The 20,623-nt window shown below is 67.2% G+C and carries 21 protein-coding genes; 6 read left to right on the forward strand and 15 right to left on the reverse strand.

What is annotated here, in order from left to right:
• Positions 1–21: 21 nt before the first annotated feature.
• From RVF83_RS21960 to hrcA, 13 genes are all read right to left on the reverse strand, one after another.
• The gene (locus tag RVF83_RS21960) at positions 22–1,428 is read right to left on the reverse strand and encodes a YhgE/Pip domain-containing protein (protein WP_005199290.1); all 1,407 of its coding nucleotides are present in this window, start codon (positions 1,426–1,428) and stop codon (positions 22–24) included.
• Between the two features lie 57 nt (positions 1,429–1,485).
• On the reverse strand, positions 1,486–2,409 hold the full coding sequence (era, locus tag RVF83_RS21965; RefSeq protein WP_005199291.1) for a GTPase Era: 924 nt from the start codon (positions 2,407–2,409) through the stop codon (positions 1,486–1,488).
• Positions 2,402–2,746 carry a hypothetical protein gene (locus RVF83_RS21970; protein WP_005199292.1) on the reverse strand — a complete coding sequence of 115 codons (345 nt, stop codon included), beginning with the start codon at positions 2,744–2,746 and terminating at the stop codon, positions 2,402–2,404. Before RVF83_RS21970 ends, era begins: the two co-directional genes overlap by 8 nt.
• Positions 2,743–4,170, reverse strand: coding sequence for a hemolysin family protein (locus tag RVF83_RS21975; protein WP_005199294.1), 1,428 nt, complete (start codon positions 4,168–4,170; stop codon positions 2,743–2,745). The genes RVF83_RS21970 and RVF83_RS21975 overlap by 4 nt, the downstream gene beginning before the upstream one ends.
• Before the next feature lie 2 nt (positions 4,171–4,172).
• Entirely contained in the window at positions 4,173–4,754 is a 582-nt protein-coding gene (gene ybeY / locus RVF83_RS21980) for an rRNA maturation RNase YbeY (protein ID WP_005199295.1), read from the reverse strand.
• Positions 4,751–5,839, reverse strand: a complete 1,089-nt coding sequence (locus RVF83_RS21985; protein WP_039880654.1) for a PhoH family protein — start codon at positions 5,837–5,839, stop codon at positions 4,751–4,753. Before RVF83_RS21985 ends, ybeY begins: the two co-directional genes overlap by 4 nt.
• Before the next feature lie 146 nt (positions 5,840–5,985).
• Positions 5,986–6,771, reverse strand: coding sequence for a hypothetical protein (locus RVF83_RS21990; protein WP_247602374.1), 786 nt, complete (start codon positions 6,769–6,771; stop codon positions 5,986–5,988).
• Positions 6,772–6,829: 58 nt separating this feature from the next.
• Positions 6,830–8,161 (reverse strand): hypothetical protein, encoded by a 1,332-nt coding sequence (locus RVF83_RS21995; RefSeq protein WP_247602373.1) that lies wholly within the window; start codon positions 8,159–8,161, stop codon positions 6,830–6,832.
• 17 nt (positions 8,162–8,178) lie between these two features.
• Complete coding sequence (locus tag RVF83_RS22000) at positions 8,179–8,469, reverse strand: type VII secretion target (RefSeq protein ID WP_005199299.1); 291 nt, start codon at positions 8,467–8,469, stop codon at positions 8,179–8,181.
• A 76-nt stretch (positions 8,470–8,545) separates the two neighbouring features.
• Positions 8,546–9,340: an alpha/beta hydrolase family protein gene (locus RVF83_RS22005; RefSeq protein ID WP_005199300.1), complete on the reverse strand. Its 795-nt coding sequence runs from the start codon at positions 9,338–9,340 to the stop codon at positions 8,546–8,548.
• Positions 9,337–10,086 carry a 16S rRNA (uracil(1498)-N(3))-methyltransferase gene (locus RVF83_RS22010; protein ID WP_005199301.1) on the reverse strand — a complete coding sequence of 250 codons (750 nt, stop codon included), beginning with the start codon at positions 10,084–10,086 and terminating at the stop codon, positions 9,337–9,339. The genes RVF83_RS22005 and RVF83_RS22010 overlap by 4 nt, the downstream gene beginning before the upstream one ends.
• Positions 10,083–11,249, reverse strand: coding sequence for a molecular chaperone DnaJ (gene dnaJ / locus RVF83_RS22015; protein ID WP_005199302.1), 1,167 nt, complete (start codon positions 11,247–11,249; stop codon positions 10,083–10,085). Before dnaJ ends, RVF83_RS22010 begins: the two co-directional genes overlap by 4 nt.
• Positions 11,250–11,419: 170 nt before the next feature.
• A complete protein-coding gene (hrcA, locus tag RVF83_RS22020; protein WP_005199303.1) occupies positions 11,420–12,454 on the reverse strand; it encodes a heat-inducible transcriptional repressor HrcA in 1,035 nt (344 codons plus the stop codon).
• A gap of 106 nt (positions 12,455–12,560) precedes the next feature.
• Here hrcA and RVF83_RS22025 point away from each other — a divergent pair, with 106 nt between their 5' ends.
• Positions 12,561–13,064, forward strand: coding sequence for a type II toxin-antitoxin system VapB family antitoxin (locus tag RVF83_RS22025; protein WP_005199304.1), 504 nt, complete (start codon positions 12,561–12,563; stop codon positions 13,062–13,064).
• 84 nt (positions 13,065–13,148) lie between these two features.
• Here the strand turns inward: RVF83_RS22025 and hemW are convergent, their stop codons facing one another.
• Complete coding sequence (gene hemW / locus RVF83_RS22030; RefSeq protein WP_005199305.1) at positions 13,149–14,360, reverse strand: radical SAM family heme chaperone HemW; 1,212 nt, start codon at positions 14,358–14,360, stop codon at positions 13,149–13,151.
• A gap of 403 nt (positions 14,361–14,763) precedes the next feature.
• On the opposite strand from hemW, the gene RVF83_RS22035 reads away from it, so the two are divergent.
• Genes RVF83_RS22035 through RVF83_RS22055 form a run of 5 tightly spaced genes read left to right on the forward strand, consistent with a single transcriptional unit; the run spans position 14,764 to position 20,240 of the window.
• Positions 14,764–16,530: a nitrite/sulfite reductase gene (locus RVF83_RS22035; protein WP_005199306.1), complete on the forward strand. Its 1,767-nt coding sequence runs from the start codon at positions 14,764–14,766 to the stop codon at positions 16,528–16,530.
• Entirely contained in the window at positions 16,527–17,279 is a 753-nt protein-coding gene (locus tag RVF83_RS22040; RefSeq protein ID WP_005199307.1) for a phosphoadenylyl-sulfate reductase, read from the forward strand. The genes RVF83_RS22035 and RVF83_RS22040 overlap by 4 nt, the downstream gene beginning before the upstream one ends.
• On the forward strand, positions 17,261–18,217 hold the full coding sequence (gene cysD, locus RVF83_RS22045; protein WP_005199308.1) for a sulfate adenylyltransferase subunit CysD: 957 nt from the start codon (positions 17,261–17,263) through the stop codon (positions 18,215–18,217). The genes RVF83_RS22040 and cysD overlap by 19 nt, the downstream gene beginning before the upstream one ends.
• A complete protein-coding gene (locus RVF83_RS22050; RefSeq protein WP_005199309.1) occupies positions 18,217–19,512 on the forward strand; it encodes a sulfate adenylyltransferase subunit 1 in 1,296 nt (431 codons plus the stop codon). Before cysD ends, RVF83_RS22050 begins: the two co-directional genes overlap by 1 nt.
• Positions 19,509–20,240, forward strand: a complete 732-nt coding sequence (locus tag RVF83_RS22055) for a sirohydrochlorin chelatase (protein ID WP_005199310.1) — start codon at positions 19,509–19,511, stop codon at positions 20,238–20,240. Before RVF83_RS22050 ends, RVF83_RS22055 begins: the two co-directional genes overlap by 4 nt.
• Before the next feature lie 102 nt (positions 20,241–20,342).
• On the opposite strand, the gene RVF83_RS22060 is transcribed toward RVF83_RS22055, so the two are convergent.
• Complete coding sequence (locus RVF83_RS22060) at positions 20,343–20,543, reverse strand: hypothetical protein (protein WP_005199311.1); 201 nt, start codon at positions 20,541–20,543, stop codon at positions 20,343–20,345.
• Between the last annotated feature and the right edge of the window lie 80 nt (positions 20,544–20,623).

The following is a 20,623-nucleotide window of genomic DNA, read 5'->3' on the forward strand; positions in this document are numbered from 1 at the left end:
GGGGCGGGGCGCAGAACCCGCTCAGCCGGCGTTGACGATCTTGTCGAGCTTCGGTGGGAGCGTCATGCCGCCCGGGTAGCGGTGCCAACCCTTGCGGTCGTAGTACTTGGTGCCGAGCATGCCCAGCAGCACGCCGACGAGCAGGCCGATGAAGCACTGGACGACCGACCGCGCGAGCCCGGCGGACAGGTCGGCGTCGAAGTACAGAACCGAGCGCACACCGAGGTAGATGACGTGCATCGGCTCGATCGCGGCGATCCACTCGAAAAACCGCGGACTCGCCTCGAGCGGCAGTGTTCCGCCCGACGACGGCAGGCCGAACACGACGAAGAACACGAGATTGAACAGCAGACCGGCATTGCCGAACACGGCCATCATCGCGCTCGCGCTCACGCCCACCGCGAAGATCGCGAGGATCGAGATCAGCCACAGCACGAAGGCGTTCGGCAGGGACGTGCCCACCCACGAGCCCACCGCGATGAACAGGGTCGAGAGGACCACCGAGACGAGGAACATGATGGTCCATTTGGCGGCGAGCGTCGCCCAGCGGCTGATCGCGAGGCGTTCGCGGAGTTGGTAGAACGGGCCGTACTCGATGGGCGTCTGGCCCAGCATGCCGTCGACGACGATGCTCACCATCATCGCGCCGGTGAAGCCGGCCAGCACCAGGAGCAGCGTGAGGTAGAACGCCGACAATCCGTTTCCGGCGCCCTGTGGCAGCGGCGTCGGCTCCGACACCGACACCGCAACCGGACTGGCGAGCGCGAGCTGGGCGGCGCCGGTGAACGTGACGTCGTTGCGGTCGAGCTGATCGCGCACCTGCGCGGTCAGCTGCTGCCCGACCTCGGCGTTGACCCGGGTGGTCACCTGCTCGGCGAAGGTCGAGGTGATCGACGACGCGAAGGCGCCGGACCCGCGGTTGATGAAGATGTCGATGGCGGGGCGCGTCGGCTGCGCCGGGAGCACCGTCGAACGGCCAAGCGCGACCGCACGATTGGTGAAGTTCGAACCGATGACGACGACGCCGTACACCTTGCCGCTGTTCAGTTCGCCGAGAGCAGTCGACCGGTCGGTGCGTCGGACGACGATGCCGTTGTCGGCGGCCGAGGAGATGATGCCGTCGGCGACCTGATCGCCGATGTTCTGCTCGGTGGCCTTGCCGTCGGCGCCGGTCACCTCGCCGCCGGAGTCCTCGTTGACGAGGGCGATCGGGAAGTCGTGGAGGTGGCGCTGTGGGTCGACGACGGCCGACATGTACAACGCGGCCATGAGCGAGAACAGCACCGCGACGAGGATCAGCGGAGCTAGCCAGAACCGGGGCGATCCGAGCACCCCGGCGATGGTCCGTCCGGTCGGTTCCTCGACCTCCGGCACCTCGTGCGCTCCGCGACCTGTGTCGGAGGCCTCCCGCGACTCGTGCGTTCCCATCGACGTACCTCCCCCGCGGCCCGTGTCCGCGAGGACGGTGCCGGCAATCTGCTCGTCTTAGAAGCCCAGTCGGCGTAGCTGCTTGGGGTCGCGTTGCCAGTCCTTGGCGACCTTCACGTGCAGATCCAGGTAGACCTTGGTCCCCAGCAGACGCTCGATCTGTGCGCGCGCAACTGTACCGACCTCCTTCAGGCGCGCACCCTTGCGCCCGATGATGATGCCCTTCTGGCTGTCCCGTTCGACGAAGAGCACCGCGTGGACGTCGACCATCGGCGGCTGGTCCGGACGCCGGTCCTCGCGATCGATGACCTCCTCGATGACGACAGCGAGCGAATGCGGCAGCTCGTCGTGGACGCCCTCGAGTGCGGCCTCGCGGATGAACTCGGCCATCAGGACCTGTTCGGGTTCGTCGGTGAGCTCACCGTCGGGATAGAACGCCGGGCCCTCTTCCATGAGGCTGACGAGCACGTCACTCAGGACGTCGAGCTGCTTGCCCGACTTGGCCGACACGGGCACCACCTCGGCGTCGGGGCCGAGGAGTCCGGAGAGCGCCATGAGCTGTTTGGCGACCTGTTCGGGGCCGACCCGGTCGATCTTGGTGACGACGCCGAGAAGCGTGGTGCGCGGCGCCATCTCGCGGACCTGCGAGATGATCCAGCGGTCGCCGGGGCCGATCGCCTCGTCGGCCGGGATACAGACGCCGATCACGTCGACCTCGGAGTACGTGTCGCGGACCAGTTCGTTGAGCCGCTTGCCGAGCAGCGTGCGCGGCCGGTGCAGTCCGGGAGTGTCGACGAGGATGAGCTGGGCGTCGGGCCTGTTGACGATCCCGCGGATCGTGTGGCGCGTGGTCTGCGGCCGGTTGGAGGTGATCGCGATCTTCTCCCCCACCAGCGCGTTGGTGAGCGTCGACTTGCCGGTGTTGGGGCGGCCGACGAAACAGACGAAGCCGGAACGGAACTCGGGGGCGGACTCAGACATCGGCGCCGTCCAGTCGCTGCTGCGGCCGGCCGGCCGCATCGGTGACGTAGGCGTAGGCCTGCGGACTCAGTTCGCGCAGGGTCGCGAGACCGGGATCGTCGGCGTCGCCGTTGACCAGCACCGCCGCCTCGAAAGCGGTGGCGCCACTCGAGATCGCCGAGGCGACCGCGACCTGGAGTCCGCTGAGCGTGAGGGTCCTGGTGCGGACCTCGGCGCCCGCGTAGGTGCGGCCGTCGCCGTCCCGGACGGCTGCCCCGGAACGCGCTTCGGCGCGCGCGAGTGCTCCGCGGGCGAGCACCACGAGCTTCTGATCCTCGTCGGCGAGGGTCTCGGTCACTGGTTCATCCTTGCTGTCGGTTGCTCGTGGTTGTTGCGATGGGACTCGTCCTCGTGTTCGCGGGCCGCGGTGCGGTCATGGCGACCCTGCCGACCCGAATGCCCTCGACCATTCGAGGATTCGTGCCGATGCGAGTCCCGGCCGTCGTCCTCGGTCCCGGGGACGCGCGTGACCAGGACCGTGATGATTCGTTGGCGTCCCTTGCGATTGGGGCCGCCCTCGGCGACGAGTTGCAGTCCGTGTGACTTGACCCGTGCGCCGGGCAGCGGCACGCGGCCGAGTTCGAGGGCGACCAGCCCGCCGACCGTCTCGACTTCTTCCTCCTCGATCTCGACGTCGAACAGCTCGCCGAGGTCCTCGACGGGAAGCCGTGCCGACACCCGGTACGAGCCGTCGCCGAGATCCTCGACGGGCGCGAGCTCGTCGGTGTCGTATTCGTCGGTGATCTCGCCGACGATCTCCTCGAGGACGTCCTCGATCGTCACCAGACCGGCGATGCCGCCGTATTCGTCGACGAGGATCGCCATGTGGTTGCGTGTGAGCTGCATGTCGGCGAGGACCTTGTCGAGCGGCTTGGAGTCCGGGATGAACTCGGCCTCGCGCATGATGTCGGAGACGCGCAGCGTGGTCGGGTCGATCCGTTTGGCGACCGTCCGCGCGACCATGTCCTTGAGGTAGACGATGCCGAGTACGTCGTCGGTGTTCTCGCCGATGACCGGGATGCGCGAATGTCCCGACCGCGTCGCGAGATTGGTGGCCTGCAGGACGTTCTTGTCGGCCTCGATCCAGACCATCTCCGGTCGCGGCACCATGACCTCGCGCGCGCTGGTGTCGCCGAGATCGAAGACCGAGTGGATCATCCGGCGTTCGTCGGCGGCCACCACGCCCCGCGCCTCGGCGAGGTCGACGACCTCGCGCAGCTCGATCTCGGTGGCGAACGGGCCGTTTCGGAAGCCACGACCCGGGGTCAGGGCATTACCGATGAGGATGAGGAGTCGGGTCACCGGTTTGAGCAGGATGCCCAACGCCGACAACAGATACGACGTCGACAGCGCGATCGTGTAGGCGTGCTGGCGGCCGAGGGTGCGCGGTCCGACGCCCATCGCGACGTAGGAGATGACCGTCATCGCGGTGATCGCGACGACGAGTCCCCAGCCGACCCCGAGCCATTCGGCCGCGGACAGGGCGATGAGTGCAGCAGCCGCGGTCTCGCAGACCACGCGCAGCAGGACCACGAGTCCCACGTAGGTGGCCCGTGCATCGAGGATGATGGCGAGGCGTCGGGCGCCGGCGCGGCCCTCGCGGACCATGTCGTCGACGCGGGCGTTGGAGACCGTGGACACCGCGGTGTCGACCGCGGCGAACAGCCCGCCGAGTGCGATCAGGACGACTGCGGCCACTATGAACCAATAGTCGGAGGACACTTTCAGTCCTCCTCGTACCGTCCGGTCGTCCCCGTTTCGCCGGTCCCCTGTTCGGTCCCGGTGAATCCGATGTTGGACAGCAACCGCGAGTCACGGTCGGTCTGGCGCTGTTCCTGCGCGCGTCGGTGCCGTTCGGCGTAGAAGGCGTCGAGGATCTCGTTCTGCAACCCGAACATCTCGCGCTCTTCCTCGGGTTCGGCGTGGTCGTAGCCGAGGAGGTGGAGCACACCGTGGATGGTCAGCATCGCGAGCTCGTGCTCGAACGAGCGACGCGCCTCGCGGGCCTGCTTCCGCGCGAACTCGGGGCACAGCACGATGTCGCCGAGGATCGCCGGACCGAGGTCGGTGGCGTCGGGTCGGCCGCCCGGGACGAGTTCGTCCATCGGGAAGCTCATCACGTCGGTGGGTCCGGGCAGATCCATCCACTGCACGTGCATGTCGGCCATGGTGTCCTCGTCGACACACAAGACCGACAGCAGCGCGGCGGGGTTCACGTCCATCGCGTTCACCGCGAACCGTGCGGCGTCGACGATCAGCTCGGCCGGCACCTCGACCCCAGACTCGTTGGCCAGTTCGATGCTCATGAGCGACGCCCGTGAGAGGCTGCCCGACGCGCCGCACGGTTGCCGCCGATCGCGGCGTCGATGGGTGCACCGGTGCGCTGGTTCTCCTCGGCGCGACCGTAGGCGTCGACGATGTCGGCGACCAGGCGGTGCCGGACGACGTCCTGGCTGGTGAGCCGGGAGAAGTGGATGTCGTCGATGCCCTCGAGGATCGCGGTCGCCGCCATCAGGCCGCTCTTCGCACCGCCCGGCAGGTCGACCTGGGTCACGTCACCCGTGACGACCACCTTGGAGCCGAAGCCCAGGCGCGTCAGGAACATCTTCATCTGCTCGCTCGTCGTGTTCTGCGCCTCATCGAGGATGATGAAGGCGTCGTTGAGGGTGCGGCCGCGCATGTAGGCCAGCGGCGCCACCTCGATGACCCCTGCCGCCATCAGCTTCGGGATCGCCTCGGGGTCCATCATGTCGTGCAAAGCGTCGTACAGCGGACGCAGATACGGGTCGATCTTCTCGCTCAGCGTGCCCGGCAGGAAGCCCAGGCGTTCGCCGGCCTCGACGGCCGGACGGGTGAGGATGATGCGGTTGACCGACTTCGACTGCAGTGCCTGTACAGCCTTGGCCATCGCGAGGTAGGTCTTGCCGGTACCGGCCGGACCCAACCCGAACACGATGGTGTTGTTGTCGATGGCGTCGACGTAGTGCTTCTGGTTCAGCGTCTTGGGCCGGATGGTCTTGCCGCGACGCGAGAGGATGTCCAGCGACAGCACCTCGGCCGGCGACTCCTGTCCGCCGTCGGAGAGCATCGACACGCTGTGCCGGACGAGGTCCGGGGTCAGCGGGGTGCCACGTCCGACGAGGTCGGTGAGTTCGGCGATGACGCGTTCGGAGGCGGCGACGTCGGCGGGCTCGCCGGTCAGCGTCACCTGGTTACCACGCACGTGGATGTCGGCGGGCAGCAGCTGCTCGAGCGTCCGAAGGTTGACGTCACTGGCGCCGAGCAGCCCGAACACCACTCCGGGAGAGACTTCGACGTTGGATGTGACCCCAGACCGGCGCGGCTGCGTTCGGCTGGATTGCCCGCTCGGGTCGGGGTTGTCGTCACTCACGTATGAAATCACTCCTGGTGGTCTGCGGTTCTGGGCTGCGCATCTCGGTCACCTCGCAATGAGGATTCACTGAAGGAAACGCACGGTTGTGTGGTCAGTGTATCGCTATGCAACAGCCGATCAGCAGGCAATATTTCTCAGGCGCCTCAGCCGTCGAGTGTCGGTTGACCCATTGAGGCCAACCGTCGCAGTGCACGACCATCAGCCAGCTCGGAACGATCCTCGGGGCTGAACGCGTAGTAGTCGATGAAGTCGAGCAGAGGTACCGCTCCGACGGCGAAAAGATCAGCGGTGATTCGTACCGAGCGCTGAGCCCGCATATATGCCGGTGCAAATGGACCCCGGTAGAAAATGTCGACGCCGGCCCGTGCACGATCCTTCAGAACGATGTCGATCTCCGGGTTCTTGCCGTCCGCAAGCGGAACGATGTCTGCGACATTATCCCACGTGACCGTCTGTTTCAGCCGAAACCCGGTGGTGGACAGACCATCTGGGGAAACCTCAACGCCGGGATACCGCAGAAATCCGGCCGCGAACCACGTCAGCGCACCAACCGCGTAGCCGGCAACCGCGGCAGCGACCAAGGGCAAGATCAACTTCTGTCCAGAGCTCATCGGGAAGTCGAACTGTCCAAGCCAGGTACCGACGGCGAACAAGCCGGACGAGATGGCGATGAAAGCCATAGCCATGCGGTAGGCCACACGAAATCCACGCGATGTCGAGAACCGAACCCCACCCGGAACCCAATCAGCCGTACCTGGCGCCGCGATGGACCGTGCACGGTTCTTCAAGACGAGCACAGACGCCCAGAGCACGGCTGCGCAGGCCGCCGACGCGCACACGAAAAACGCGGCATCCGAATAGCGACCGCCGGCCAGCGATCTTGCCAGGTGCCACAGCCAGAAGAGACCGAGAGATCCGAAGAGCGTCAAGGCAACGCAGGTCCATCGGGTTTGGACGCGTACCCTATCCCACTCAGGAACCGCCTGATCATTCGTCATAACAGACAGCCCTTCCCAACTCCGAGCCCAGAAATCCGAACAACCATGCCCCTGCGACGGTGCCGGCTCCCGCCGCTGCAACATCGACGACGGGAATCGGCACCAGGCCGCCGGCAGCGCCCAGGGCAGTGCCACCGACGGCGCTCGCCAGCCCCGAGATAGCTGCCTGGCATTTCTCCTCAGGTTCTCCTGCAGTCGCCACGTCATAGAGAGCGATGCCAATCCCTAAGCCGTACCCTCCGAATTTCGTCCCCGCTTTCAGATTCTGGAACTCGTTCTTCGTCAGAGTCGGGAGCTCCTTCTTGAGGGCGTTGTCGCTGATCTGTTCGGCGCCTGCCAAACCTCCACCCACGGTTGTCAACGCGGGATGCGAGAAGAAAGCACTGTCCAGCGGTCGCGCATCATCGTGTTGCCCCTTCGGAAGAACCTCGCCGCTGATGATCCGTCCGTCTTCGCCATGGAGCACCGAGACCAAGGTTCTATCGGCATACCTCGTCGACACCATCGTTCGACCGTTGAGCCAGTCCGTCGCACTGGTACTCCACACGAGTTCTCCTCTCGGGTCGTACCGGTCCTCCGTCCAAATCACCCCGCGGGACTGACCGATTTCGGTCCTGACCACCCGGCTTCCGTCTTGCATGATCAGCGTCGTGAATTCTTGGCCGTCCGAATCGACACCCGTGGTTGTCTCTGCCACCGTCACCGATGCGTCTGCCTCGGATACCGAACGCTGATAGAGCTGCCCGGGCAGCGTGGATGGGTCAGGGACGTCGTCTTCCGGCTTCACAAGCCAGGGAGTGACCTGAGGTATCGACGACGACCGCATCTCGAAACCCGCAACGCGAGCGGCTCTCTGCACACTTTCGGACACTGAATCGTCCGCCTGGCCCATCGCTGTCACCAGAGGGTTCAATTGCTCCTGCAGACTGTCGCGTTGCGCGAAGAGTTCTTTTGCGCGTGCGCGAGTCATCGGCATTGGTCGGAGGGTGATCGCCCAGTGGTCATGAATCAGGAAGAGTCCTCCGCCCTCTATCTCTGCGACCTTTCCAAGCAGTTTGTCCTTCGCGGAGGTCAGCGTCCAATACCCCTGAGTCAAAGAATCGACGAGGCGGTCAGCCAGTTTCCCGATATCACCAGTTTGGCCCCGGGCGCGCCCAAACGCAGATGTCGCGGCAGCGTGGCTGGGGCCGTCCCACGCCCGGACAGCAGGTAACGCTTCACACGAACTCTCGATATCGTGACCTGCCTGCTCGATGGCAGCTCCCCTGGTGCTCACCATGTCCGCCGCAGCCGAGATGGGCCCGAACTTCCAACCCGTCAACCGAGCACGCGAAGGGATCATTGCTTGAACGAGGTTTCGATCTTGGACTTGAGATCCTCATCTGTCACCTCGAAGTTGCCTGCAGCTCCCCTGGCCCCACCTGCCAACTGCTCGAAGCCCTGAGACACACGTGCGACGAGCGGTGCCACGAATTCATCTACTGCACGTGCGCTCCACTCGGACGTCGACCCATGCATTTCAGAGAACGCGCCCGGGACCACCCCGGCCAGCGTGTTCGCCTCGACCACTTCCGCTGCGTCCGCCGTTTTGTCGGAAAGCCCACGTAAGGCATCTGGATTCACAAGCACGAGCCCCCACCAACTTCGTGTGCGTAAGTCGACTGTCGACGTCACAGTATGCCCGCCGATCGGACATACCGGTCGATCAGATCCCCAGGACCCGGATCGTCTGCCGCGCACAACCGCTGCGCGGATCGACGAAGGCCTCGTGGCCCTCCCCCGGTACGACGATCAGTTCCGCCGACTGCCCGCGCGATATCGCGTCGTCGACGTAGCGGCGGCTCACCACGTCGGGGACCAGGTCGTCCTCGTCACCGGTGATGGCGACGACGTGCGCGTCGAAGACCGGCGCGAGCATCGGCGACGCCTCTTCGTAGCGGCGCGGGGACTCGCTGTACGGCCGGCCCATCAGCTCGCGCAGGGACTGTTTGTCCGCCGCGGAGACGGTGTCGAGGACCGCTGCCTGGGCGACAACGGTGGTGATGGTCGTCGAGGCGGTACGCGCACCGAGCTTGCCGACGGCCCACACCGCGAGCTGCCCACCGGCCGAGTGTCCGACGACGCCGACCGAGGAGAAGTCGATCACACGGAGGTCGACGTCCTGCTCCTGCAGCGCATCGCGCACCGGACCGTCGAGGGCACGGATCGCGTCGAGGACGTCGCGGCCGGTGTTCGGCCAGCCGCCGCCCGGCTCCCCGACGCGGCGGTACTCGATGTTCCACACGACCGCACCGCGTTCGGACATCGTCCGCGCGACCGCGGTCTGGATCGTCGAGCCGTACTCCACCGCCCACGACCCGCCGTGAACCAGGACGACCAGCCGGGCCGGCGTCGCCGGGTCGAGGCCTTCTCGAGGAAGGTAGAGGTGGCCGAATTGCGAAGGCTCGCTGCCGTATTCGATCTTGGTGCGTCGTACGGCGCAGCGTCGGACGCCACTCATCGCGACCACCGTCCGGTCAGCACGCCGATCGCACCCAGCGCCACCGCACCCGCGGTCGAGGTACGCAGCACCTCCGGACCGAGCACCACCGGATGGGCGCCGAGCGCGGTGAGGTCGGCGACCTCGGCGTCGTCGAGTCCGCCTTCGGGGCCGACGACGAGCACTATCTCGCTCGCATCGGCGAGCAGCAGTTCGGCGAGGGGCCGCGCGGCCTCCTCGTGCAGCACCGCGACCACACCACCCGCGGCCACCGCGTCTGCGCACCGCGCACGAACGTCGATGGTGGTGGCGAGGTCGGTGACCTCAGGAATCCAGGGTCGTCGGCTCTGCTTCGCGGCAGCCGACGCCGCGGCCCGCCACTTGGCAACTCCCTTGTCCGCCTTGCCCGTCCACCGTGCGACACAGCGCATCGCCTGCCACGGAACGATCACGTCGATGCCGGCCTCGGTCGCCAGATCGACGGCCAGTTCGGATCGCTCGGACTTGGGCAACGCCTGCACGAGGGTCACCTGCGGGGTGGGCCGCGCCTGGAACGAGAACTCACGCACCGACGCGACGAGGGTGTCCTTGCCGGCGATCTCCCGGATCTCGCATCCGGCCACCGATCCCGCGCCGTCGCCGACGAGGATGCGCTCCCCCACCCCGAGGCGCGCGACCGTCACCGCATGCCGGCCTTCCGGCCCGCTGAGGATGAGGTCGGCACCCGGGGCGGGGACGGAGTCCGCCCAGAAAAGCGGTGGGCTCACTTGCCTGCGAACGCGTTGCGCAGTCGTGAGAAGAGTCCGCCCGGAGCGGCCGCGGCCGAGGTGTTGACCACCTCGATCTCGTCCTGCGCCACCTTCTTGAGCTTCTTGAGGGCGTCGGTCTGGGCGTTGTCGAGCTTGGTCGGGACGACCACGTCGAGGTGCACATGCAGGTTGCCGCGAACCCCCGAGCTGACGTGCGGCATGCCCTGGCCGCGCAGCTTGACCACCTGACCGGGTTGAGTGCCCGGGTCGATCTTGACGGTTACCGGGTCTCCGAGAATGGTCTCGACGTCGAACTCGGCGCCGAGCGCGGCGTCGACCATCGGGACCTTCAGGGTGCAGTGCAGGTCGTCCTTGTCGCGCAGGAAGACCTCGTGCGGACGCTCGGTGACCTCGACGTAGAGGTCGCCGGCCGGGCCGCCGCCGGGACCGACCTCGCCCTGGCCGCTGAGCCGGACCCGCATACCGCTCTCGATGCCGGCCGGGATGCGGACGGTCATGGTGCGACGCGAACGAACCCGGCCGTCGCCGCCGCATTTGTGGCAGGGGTCGGGGATGACCTCGCCGACGCCGTGACAGGTGGGGCACTCACGGACGGTCATCACCTGACCGAGGAAGGACCGCTGCACCGACTGGATCTCGCCTGCGCCATGACAGGTGTCGCAGGCGACCGGCTTGCTGTCGCCGTTGGTTCCCGAACCGGTGCACGCGTCGCACAGGATCGCGGTGTCGACGGTGATCTCCTTGTTGACGCCCTTGGCGCACTCGGCGAGATCGAGCTTGATGTTGACCAGCGCGGGTTCACCCGGTTGAACGCGCGAGCGGGGACCACGCCCCGACCCGAATCCGCCGCCTCCGCCGAAGGCGCCGCCGTTGCCGAAGAAGGCCTCGAAGACGTCGCCGAAGCCACCGCCCCCGCCACCGAAACCGCCGAAACCACCGGCGCCCGCGCCCGCGAGGGGGTCGCCACCGGCATCGACGATGCGACGCTTCTCCGGATCGGTCAGCACCTCGTAGGCGGTGCTGACCTCTTTGAACTCGTCTTCCTTGCCCGGGTTGACGTCGGGATGCAGTTCGCGTGCCTTCTTGCGGTAGGCGCGCTTGAGCTCCTGGTCACTGGCACCCTTCGCCACACCCAGGATTGCGTAATAGTCACGTGCCACGGTTGTAGTGATCCTTCGGTTTCAGTTGGTACCCAAGCGGTCTCAGTCTGTGCCCACGCGGTGCATGCCTATTCGGAGTGGACACGCGACCGCGCGGTACGCAGTGGAACCATCCAATTCTGCCGACGACCGGTTCCGGCTCTCGCCCGACCTCCGCCGCCGGGTGGCGGTCATCGTTCGGCGAGCACCTCACCGATGTATTTGGCAACGGCTGCGACCGAGGCGATGGTTCCCGGGTAGTCCATCCGTGTGGGGCCGAGCACACCGACGCCGCCGAACACGGTTCCCGATGCACCGTACCCTGTGGACACCACGGAGGTCCCACGCAGGTTCTCGGTCTGGGTCTCCTCCCCGATCTGCACTGTGACCTGGCCCATGTCCTGCGTCGTGGCGAGGATCTTGAGCACGACGACCTGCTCCTCGAGGGCTTCCAGGACCGTGTCCATGCCGCCGACGACGGGCGTGAAATCGGCCGCCGACCGCGCCAGGTTGGACGTGCCGCCGAGGACGAGACGGTCGTCGCCCCGTTCGACGAGGGTCTCGACGAGAACCGTCGCGATGTTGAGGACCGCCCCGCGGATGTCGTCGGGTGCCGAGTTGGCGAGCTCGGCCACCGCCGCCGACGCCTCCTCGAGTCGCTGGCCGTGCAGCGCGACGGAGAACATGTCCCGCAGGCGTGCGATGTCCTCCTCGTCGCGGTCCTCGTTCAGCGCGACCATGCGCTGTTCGACGCGACCGTTGTCGACGATCACGACGAGCAGCAGCCGCGACGGCGAGAGCGAGACGACCTCGAGGTGCCGGACACGCGCCGCCGACAGCACCGGGTACTGGATGACGGCCACCTGGCGGGTCAGCTGGGCCAACAGCTTCACCGAGCGTCGCAGCACATCGTCGAGGTCGACGCCGGAGTCGAGCACCGACAGGATGGCGCGTCGTTCCGCCGACGAGAGCGGCTTGATCTCGCTGATGCGGTCCACGAACATCCGGTAGCCCTTGTCCGTGGGGACACGACCCGAGCTGGTGTGCGGCTGGGTGATGTACCCCTCGGCCTCGAGTACCGCCATGTCGTTGCGGACGGTCGCGCTCGACACCCCGAGCTGATGCCGTTCGACGAGCGCCTTCGATCCGATGGGCTCCTGCGACTCGACGTAGTCGGTCACGATCGCGCGGAGGATCTCGAATCGACGGTCATCCGTTGTGGACACGCGGTACACCTCCTGATCCAAGTCCCGGTCCATGGAGTTGGGCCATAGAGTTGGGTTACGTCCCATACTGGGTACTTTCCATACTACGAAACCGGCGCGGAGTTCCATGATCTTCAAGGGGGTGCGGGAGGGCAGGCCCTATCCCGACCACAAGCTGTCGGCGCGCGGCTGGGCGAAGATCCCTCCCCGCCAGCTGCGACTCGACCAGCTGACGACGCTGACCAAGGTGCTGGCCCTGGACAAGCTGCTGAGCGAGGACTCGACCTTCTACGGCGACCTGTTCGCGCACGTGGTCCGCTGGGAGGGCGAGCTCTACCTCGAGGACGGATTGCACCGTGCCGTGCGCTCGGCGCTGCGGAACCGCAACATCATCCATGCCCGCACCCTCGATCTCGACGCCCTCGACCTCTCCGAGGGGGCACGCGCTCTCGAGGAACAGCTCGAGGACACCGCCGAGATCCCGGCGCGTCCCCGCGTCGTCGACGTCCCGCCCGAACCGGTCCGGCCGCCGCGCAGCGCTCCCGACCCCCACAGCGGCGGTGGCGTGCATCGTCGAGGCCGCCGGTCCACCGGCTGGACGAGTCCGCCGCGTCCCGAGCGACCCTGGTAGTCCGCACACCCACCCTTTTTCCGTGAATCCACCGGCCGGCGCGGGGCCGGGTTCACGGAAAAGGGGTGGACCTGTGCGCGTTGCCTAACCCCAGAGCACGCGGCGGATCACCCCGTCGGCGAGAAGCCGGCCGGCGTCGGTGAGCACGTGGGCATCCCCGGCCGGGGCGAGCAGGCCGTCGGCGCAGAGCTTTTCGGCGTTCGCGCGTTCGGCGTCGTCGAGGAGCCGGTCCGGGAGGCCGCTGCGGAGTCGCGTGGTGAGCATGACCGCCTCCATGTGACGGTCCTCCGCGGTGAGCTGCTCCGACGACGCGGCGGGCAACGCACCCTCGCACAGAGTCTGTGCGTAACGCGCCGGATGCTTCACATTCCACCAGCGCACCCCGTTGACATGGGAATGCGCGCCGGGACCGATCCCCCACCAGTCCGAACTGTTCCAGTACGCGAGGTTGTGCCGGCACGCACCGGCGTCGTCGAGCGCCCAGTTGGACACCTCGTACCACTCGAAACCGTTGCGACTCAACCGATCATCGAGGATTTTGTAGCGGTCGGCGAGCACGTCGTCGTCGGGTGCGGGCATCTCGCCCCGCCGGATCCGACGCGCCAGCGCGGTGCCGTCCTCGACGATCAGCGCGTAGGCCGACACATGGTCGACACCCGCGGAAAGCACGGCGTCGAGGGTCGCGTGCAGATCGGCATCGGTCTCGCCGGGGGTGCCGTAGATGAGGTCGAGGTTGACGTGGTCGAAGCCGGCGGCCCGGGCCTCGCGCGCCGCGGCGACCGCACGGCCCGGGGTGTGCACCCGGTCCAGGACCTTGAGCACGTGCTGGGCGGCGGACTGCATGCCGAGCGAGATGCGCGTGAACCCGGCGGTGCGCAAGTGCTCGAAGAACTCCGGCGACGTCGACTCCGGGTTCGATTCGGTGGTGACCTCCGCGCCCGGGGCGAGGTCGAAGTTCGCGCGTACCGCGTCGAGCAGCCTGGTCAGACCGTCCGCCCCGAGGAGAGACGGCGTGCCGCCGCCGACGAAGATCGTCGACACCTGACGCGCCGGCGACAGCAGCCGAGCCGCCGACTCCAGTTCCGCAGCCACCGCCGCCTGCCAGGACTCCGGCGACGAGGACGAGCCGAGCTCGCCGGCGGTGTAGGTGTTGAAGTCGCAGTACCCGCATCGTGTCGCGCAGAACGGGACATGCAGGTAGAGGCCGAACGGCACCGCGGGGTCGACGTCTCGGCAGGCCCCGTCGACGAGCTGCGTGGTGAGCTCAGAGGTGGGTGCTTCGATGTCGACTTTCACCGTTCCATCATGACGACCTCCGCGTCTGCACCGAAATCGCTGAGACCCTCGGCGCCGGGAAGCAAGACGCCGCAGCGCGGAATAACCGTGTGACCGGCGGCATTGACCGTCTCAGGTAGGACCTCCGGCCCGGCCGGCACAGACACGTTTCCATCATCGTGATGGAAAATAACCCCAAGTAGACGAGGCGATGATGGTCGTGGCACTATGGACCTCGTGATTTTCCCAGGGGTGTGGCTCGCAGCGCGTCGCCACATTGATCTCAAGCGCGTCAACAGCGCTTTCTGTCGCGTCTAGCGACGTTTCGGCCCCGATTGGTCCCCGGTTCCGGGGATGCCGGCACGTTTCAGCCCACTTTTTCGTGCAATGAACGCCGGCCCTGTGCGCCGGCACAGGAGATTTCATGACGTCCACCACCGATGCCCCTGCTGTGTCCAGCACGGGATCCGAGCCTCATGCCGTCGACTCAGCAGGCGCCGGCACCGAGAAGCGCGCGCGTCCGGCGCGCAAGGCACGCCCGGCCAAGCGTCGCGCCGAAGGTCAGTGGAAGCTCGGCTACCGCGAGCCGCTGAACCCCAACGAGCAGGTCAAGAAGGACGACAACCCCCTCAACGTCCGCGCCCGCATCGAGAACATCTACTCCAAGCAGGGATTCGACTCGATCGACAAGCAGGATCTGCGCGGCCGGATGCGCTGGTGGGGCCTGTATACCCAGCGCGCCGAGGGTTACGACGGCACCTGGACCGGTGACGAGAACATCGACATCCTCGAGGACAAGCACTTCATGATGCGCGTGCGCTGTGACGCCGGCGCACTCAACGTCGCGCAGCTGCGCACCCTCGGCGAGCTCTCGACCGAATTCGCCCGCGACACCGCCGACCTCTCCGACCGCGAGAACGTCCAGTATCACTGGATCCGGATCGAGGACGTCCCGACGATCTGGGAGCGCCTCGAAGGCGTCGGCCTCCAGACCACGGAGGCCTGCGGTGACTGCCCCCGAGTGGTGCTGGGATCGCCGCTGGCCGGTGAGTCCTTCGACGAAATCCTCGACCCCACCCCTGCCATCGACGAGATCGTCCGTCGCTACATCGGGGACCCGAAGTACTCGAACCTGCCGCGCAAGTTCAAGACCGCGATCTCCGGCCAGCAGGACGTGGTCCACGAGATCAACGACGTCGCCTTCGTCGGCGTCGTCCACCCCGAACACGGCCCGGGCCTCGACCTCTGGGTCGGTGGCGGCCTGTCCACCAACCCGATGCTCGCCCAGCGTGTCGGCGCCTGGGTCCCGCTCGACGAGGTGCCCGATGTGTGGGAGGCCGTTGTCTCGATCTTCCGCGACTACGGATACCGCCGCCTCCGCGCGAAGGCCCGCCTGAAGTTCCTCATCAAGGACTGGGGCATCGAGAAGTTCCGCCAGGTGCTCGAGGACGAGTACCTCGGCCGCAAGCTGATCGACGGTCCGCCCCCGGAACAGCCCGAACGCCCGATCGATCACATCGGCGTGCAGAAGCTCCGCAACGGGCTCAACGCGATCGGCTTCTCCCCCATCGCCGGACGTGTCTCGGGCACGATCCTCACCAAGACCGCCGAGGCCGTCGCCGCCGCCGGTTCCGACCGGGTCCGGTTCACGCCCTACCAGAAGCTGATCGTCCTCGACGTCCCCGACGACAAGGTCGAATGGCTCATCGACGAGCTCAAGCCGCTCGGCCTGCACGGCCGCCCCACCCAGTGGCGTCGGAACCTGCTGGCCTGCAGCGGTATCGAGTTCTGCAAGCTCTCGTTCACCGAGACCCGCAAGCGTTCTCAGGTTCTCGCGCCCGAGCTCGACGAGCGCCTCGCCGACATCAACTCGAAGCTCGACGTGCCGATCACCGTGAACATCAACGGCTGCCCCAACTCTTGCGGCCGATCGCAGATCGCCGACATCGGATTCAAGGGGCAGCTCGTCGAGGACGCCGACGGCAACCAGACCGACGGCTTCCAGGTCCACCTGGGCGGCAGCCTCGGCCTCGACTCCGGTTTCGGTCGCAAGCTGCGCCAGCACAAGGTGCTCGGCACCGAGCTGGGCGACTACATCGAGCGCGTGGTCCGCAACTTCGTCGACCAGCGCGAAGAGGGTGAACGGTTCGCGCAGTGGGCCGTTCGCGCCGACGAGGAGGCTCTCCGATGACCATCAGCACGTCCGCACCGGCCACCGCCCGCCGGTACAGCGAGGACGAACTCCGCGCGATCGCGGCGAAGGGTGCGGCCGACCTCGGCCCCGACGCCACCCCCGAGGAACTGATCCGCTGGACCGCGGAGACCTTCGGCACCAACTTCGTCGTCGCGTCGAACATGCAGGACGCCGCGCTCGTCGACCTCGCCGTGAAGAACATCGACCGCGACCTGCTCGGTGCGGACCCGGTCAAGGTCCTGTTCCTCGACACCGGCTACCACTTCGCCGAGACGATCGGCACGCGTGACGCCGTCGAGCAGGTGTACGGGGTGGAGATGGTCAACCTCAACCCCGAACACAGCGTCGCGCAGCAGGACGAACTGCTGGGCCGCAACCTGTTCGCGCGCGATCCCGGCGAGTGCTGCCGGCTGCGCAAGGTCGTCCCGCTGAAGGCGGGTCTGGCCGGTTACGACGCCTGGATCACCGGCATCCGCCGCGTGGAGGCGCCGACCCGTGCCAATGCACCGCTCATCTCGTTCGACGAGGCCTTCGGACTGGTCAAGATCAACCCGATCGCGCCGTGGACCGACGAGCAGATGCAGGACTACATCGACTCCAACGGCGTGCTGGTCAACCCGTTGGTCGACGAGGGCTACCCCTCCATCGGTTGTGCACCGTGCACCGCCAAACCCGAACCCGGATCCGATCCGCGCAGCGGCCGCTGGGCCGGTCGCGCCAAGACAGAATGTGGGCTCCACGCATGACCGTCACCGAACCCGTCCGCGACATGTCCGTCTCCGCCGACGCCGACGACTTCACCACGCTCGACGCGTTGGAGTCCGAGGCCATCCACGTCTTCCGTGAGGTGGCAGGCGAATTCGAGCGCCCGGTCATCCTCTTCTCCGGCGGCAAGGACTCCACTGTCCTGCTGCACGTCGCTTTGAAGGCGTTCTGGCCTGCGCCGCTGCCGTTCTCGCTGCTGCACGTCGACACCGGGCACAACCTGCCCGAGGTCCTCGCGTTCCGCGACGACGTGGTCGAACGTCACAACCTGCGTCTACACGTCGCCAAGGTCGAGGACTACCTCGCCGACGGCCGGTTGACCGAGCGCCCCGACGGCGTCCGCAACCCCCTGCAGACCATCCCGCTGCTCGACGCGATCACCGAGAACCGCTTCGACGCGGTCTTCGGCGGCGGTCGACGCGACGAGGAGCGCTCGCGCGCCAAGGAGCGAATCTTCTCGCTGCGCAACGCATTCGGCCAGTGGGACCCGAAGCGTCAACGCCCCGAGCTGTGGAACCTCTACAACGGCCGGCACGCACCCGGCGAGCACGTCCGCGTGTTCCCGCTGTCGAACTGGACCGAGCTCGACATCTGGCGCTACATCGCCCGCGAGCAGGTCCTGCTCCCCTCGATCTACTACGCCCACGAACGTGACGTCTTCCTGCGGGACGGCATGTGGATGACCCCCGGTGTCTGGGGCGGACCCCGCGAAGGCGAAGAGCTGCAGCGGCTCTCGGTGCGCTACCGCACCGTCGGCGACGGCTCGTCGACCGGCGCGGTGCTGTCCGACGCCGCCGACAACGATGCCGTCCTGGCCGAGGTCGCCGCATCGCGGCTGACCGAACGCGGCGCCACCCGTGGCGACGACCGGGTCTCCGAGGCCGCCATGGAAGACCGCAAGCGCGAAGGATATTTCTGATGAGGCACGCACCCGACCTTCTCCGCATCGCCACCGCCGGCAGTGTGGACGACGGCAAGTCGACGCTCGTCGGCCGACTGCTGTACGACACGAAATCGGTTCTGGCCGACCAGATCGACGCCGTCACCAAGGCCTCGGTCGACCGCGGTCTCGAGGGCCCCGACCTGTCGCTGCTCGTCGACGGCCTGCGCGCCGAGCGCGAGCAGGGCATCACCATCGACGTGGCGTACCGCTACTTCGCCACGCCCGCACGCTCTTTCGTGCTCGCCGACACCCCCGGCCATGTCCAGTACACGCGGAACACCGTGTCCGGCGCCTCCACCGCCCAGCTGGTGATCCTGCTCGTCGACGCCCGCAACGGCGTCGTCTCGCAGACCCGTCGCCACGCCGCGGTGATGGCTCTCCTCGGTGTGCCGCAGCTGGTGCTGGCGGTCAACAAGATCGACCTCGTCGACGATCAGGCATCGGTGTTCGCCGAGATCTCCGCGGAGTTCACCGAGCTGACCCGCTCGCTGGGCTGGTCCGACGAGCAGGTCACCGCCATCCCGGTGTCCGCGCTGCACGGCGACAACATCGCGAACCGCTCGGAGAACACCCCGTTCTACGACGGGCCGACCCTCATCGAGCACCTCGAGACGGTCCCGAACCTCACCGAACGTGCCCCGGTGGGCTTGCGCTTCCCGGTGCAGTACGTGATCCGTCCCCGCACCGCCGAATACCCCGACTACCGCGGCTACGCGGGTCAGATCGCGGCCGGCCGGGTCTCTGTGGGCGACGAGGTCGTCGTCCTGCCGTCGGGTCAGCGGACCACCGTCAGCCAGATCGACACCGCCGACGGCCCGTTGGAGACCGCGCACACCGGACGCAGCGTCACGATCCTGCTCGCCGACGACGTCGACATCTCGCGTGGCGACCTGATCGCCGCCGCGGTCGACGCACCGGAGCCGGTGCAGCAGTTCACCGCAACCATCTGCTGGCTCGCCGAGAAGCAGCTGCGCCCGGGCGCGCGTCTGCTCCTCAAGCACGGCACCAAGACCACGCAGGCCATCGTCGGGGGGCTCGACGCGCTCTTCGACGAGCAGAACCTGGCGCTCGTGGAGGCCCCGGAGTCGGTGGAGCTCAACCAGATCGTGCGGATCTCGGTGCAGACCGCCGAGCCCATCCCGGCCGACGACTATCAGGTGAACCGCGAGTCGGGCAGCTTCCTGCTGATCGACCCGCAGGGTGGCAACACCCTCGCCGCCGGTCTGGTAGGCGACGCGCTCGCGCCGCTGCATCTCAAAGAGTTGGTGTGAGTCCTTCTCTCGTCCTCGTCGCACACGGCAGTCGCGATCCGCGCTTCGGCGCGACCGCGCGCCGTGTGCGCGGCGCCGTCGCCGCCGCTCTGCCGGGCGTCGAGGTGGTCCTGTCCTACCTCGACCTCGACGACCCGCTCGTCGGCGATGTGCTCGCGTCTGGCCCGAACGAGCCCGGTGACGATCCGGTTGTGGTCCCACTGCTGCTGTCGGCGGGGTATCACCACAAGGTCGACCTGCCGGCGATCATCGCCGAGCACCGGCCGTTCGCGCATCAGACCGACGTCATCGGCACCCGGTCGTTCACGACGGCCCTCGCCGATCGTCTGCTCGAAGCAGGCCTGGGCGAGCGCGACGGGGTGATCCTGTCGGCAGTCGGTTCCTCCGACGAGTCCGCCGACCGACACGTCCGCCGCCGGGCCCTCGAACTGTCGACGTACCTGCATCGACCGGTCGAAGTGGTCTTCGCCACCAAACTCGGTCCGAACAACCGCGCGGTCACCTCGGCGGTGCGTCGCCTCCGGGTCGCCGGTGCGCAGCGCATCGCCCTCAGCCCGTACTTCCTGTCGGCCGGTCTGCTGATCGAGCGGGTCGAGTCGGCTCTGGACGCGCTGGCCGACGAGACACTCGTCGCCGGACCACTCGGCGCTCACCCCGACGTCATCGAAGGCATCTGTGGCCTGTACCGCACAGCCACTCAGCGTCGAACGGTGATCGCCGGGCGCTGAGACCCGTCAGGTCCCAAGGCATCTACATCGTGATGAGCCAGGCGATCACGACGAGGATCAACAACGCCAGCAGGGCGAGGGTCACCGGCGAGCGCATCAATTTCACAGTCCGGTCCCATCGTCGTCGGCGAAGTGTCGGCGGTCGAACAGCGTTGCCGCCAGATCGACCAAGAGATTGAGAACATAGGCGATCAGGATCGCGACCGGAATCACCACGGCGACGGTGACCAGGAGCTGCGGAACGAAGGACAGCCCGGTCAGCCACTCCTCCACACCGTCCCACCAGGCGAAGAACGCCGTCACCTCATCACCTCGTCCGTCCGATCCGGATCAACTGTCGGCCCGGCCCCGTTCAGGCCGACTGGCATCGGACAGCGTCCGTC

Source organism: Gordonia rubripertincta (assembly GCF_038024875.1).
In the GTDB taxonomy this organism is placed as follows: domain Bacteria; phylum Actinomycetota; class Actinomycetes; order Mycobacteriales; family Mycobacteriaceae; genus Gordonia; species Gordonia rubripertincta.

Excerpts from the sequence above, each read along its gene's own strand:
- RVF83_RS21960 (WP_005199290.1), bottom strand. The coding sequence starts at position 1,428 with ATGGGAACGCACGAGTCGCGGGAGGCCTCCGACACAGGTCGCGGAGCG.
- era (WP_005199291.1), bottom strand. The coding sequence starts at position 2,409 with ATGTCTGAGTCCGCCCCCGAGTTCCGTTCCGGCTTCGTCTGTTTCGTC.
- ybeY (WP_005199295.1), bottom strand. The coding sequence starts at position 4,754 with ATGAGCATCGAACTGGCCAACGAGTCTGGGGTCGAGGTGCCGGCCGAG.
- RVF83_RS22005 (WP_005199300.1), bottom strand. The coding sequence starts at position 9,340 with ATGAGTGGCGTCCGACGCTGCGCCGTACGACGCACCAAGATCGAATAC.
- RVF83_RS22025 (WP_005199304.1), top strand. The coding sequence starts at position 12,561 with ATGATCTTCAAGGGGGTGCGGGAGGGCAGGCCCTATCCCGACCACAAG.
- RVF83_RS22035 (WP_005199306.1), top strand. The coding sequence starts at position 14,764 with ATGACGTCCACCACCGATGCCCCTGCTGTGTCCAGCACGGGATCCGAG.
- RVF83_RS22040 (WP_005199307.1), top strand. The coding sequence starts at position 16,527 with ATGACCATCAGCACGTCCGCACCGGCCACCGCCCGCCGGTACAGCGAG.
- cysD (WP_005199308.1), top strand. The coding sequence starts at position 17,261 with ATGTGGGCTCCACGCATGACCGTCACCGAACCCGTCCGCGACATGTCC.
- RVF83_RS22050 (WP_005199309.1), top strand. The coding sequence starts at position 18,217 with ATGAGGCACGCACCCGACCTTCTCCGCATCGCCACCGCCGGCAGTGTG.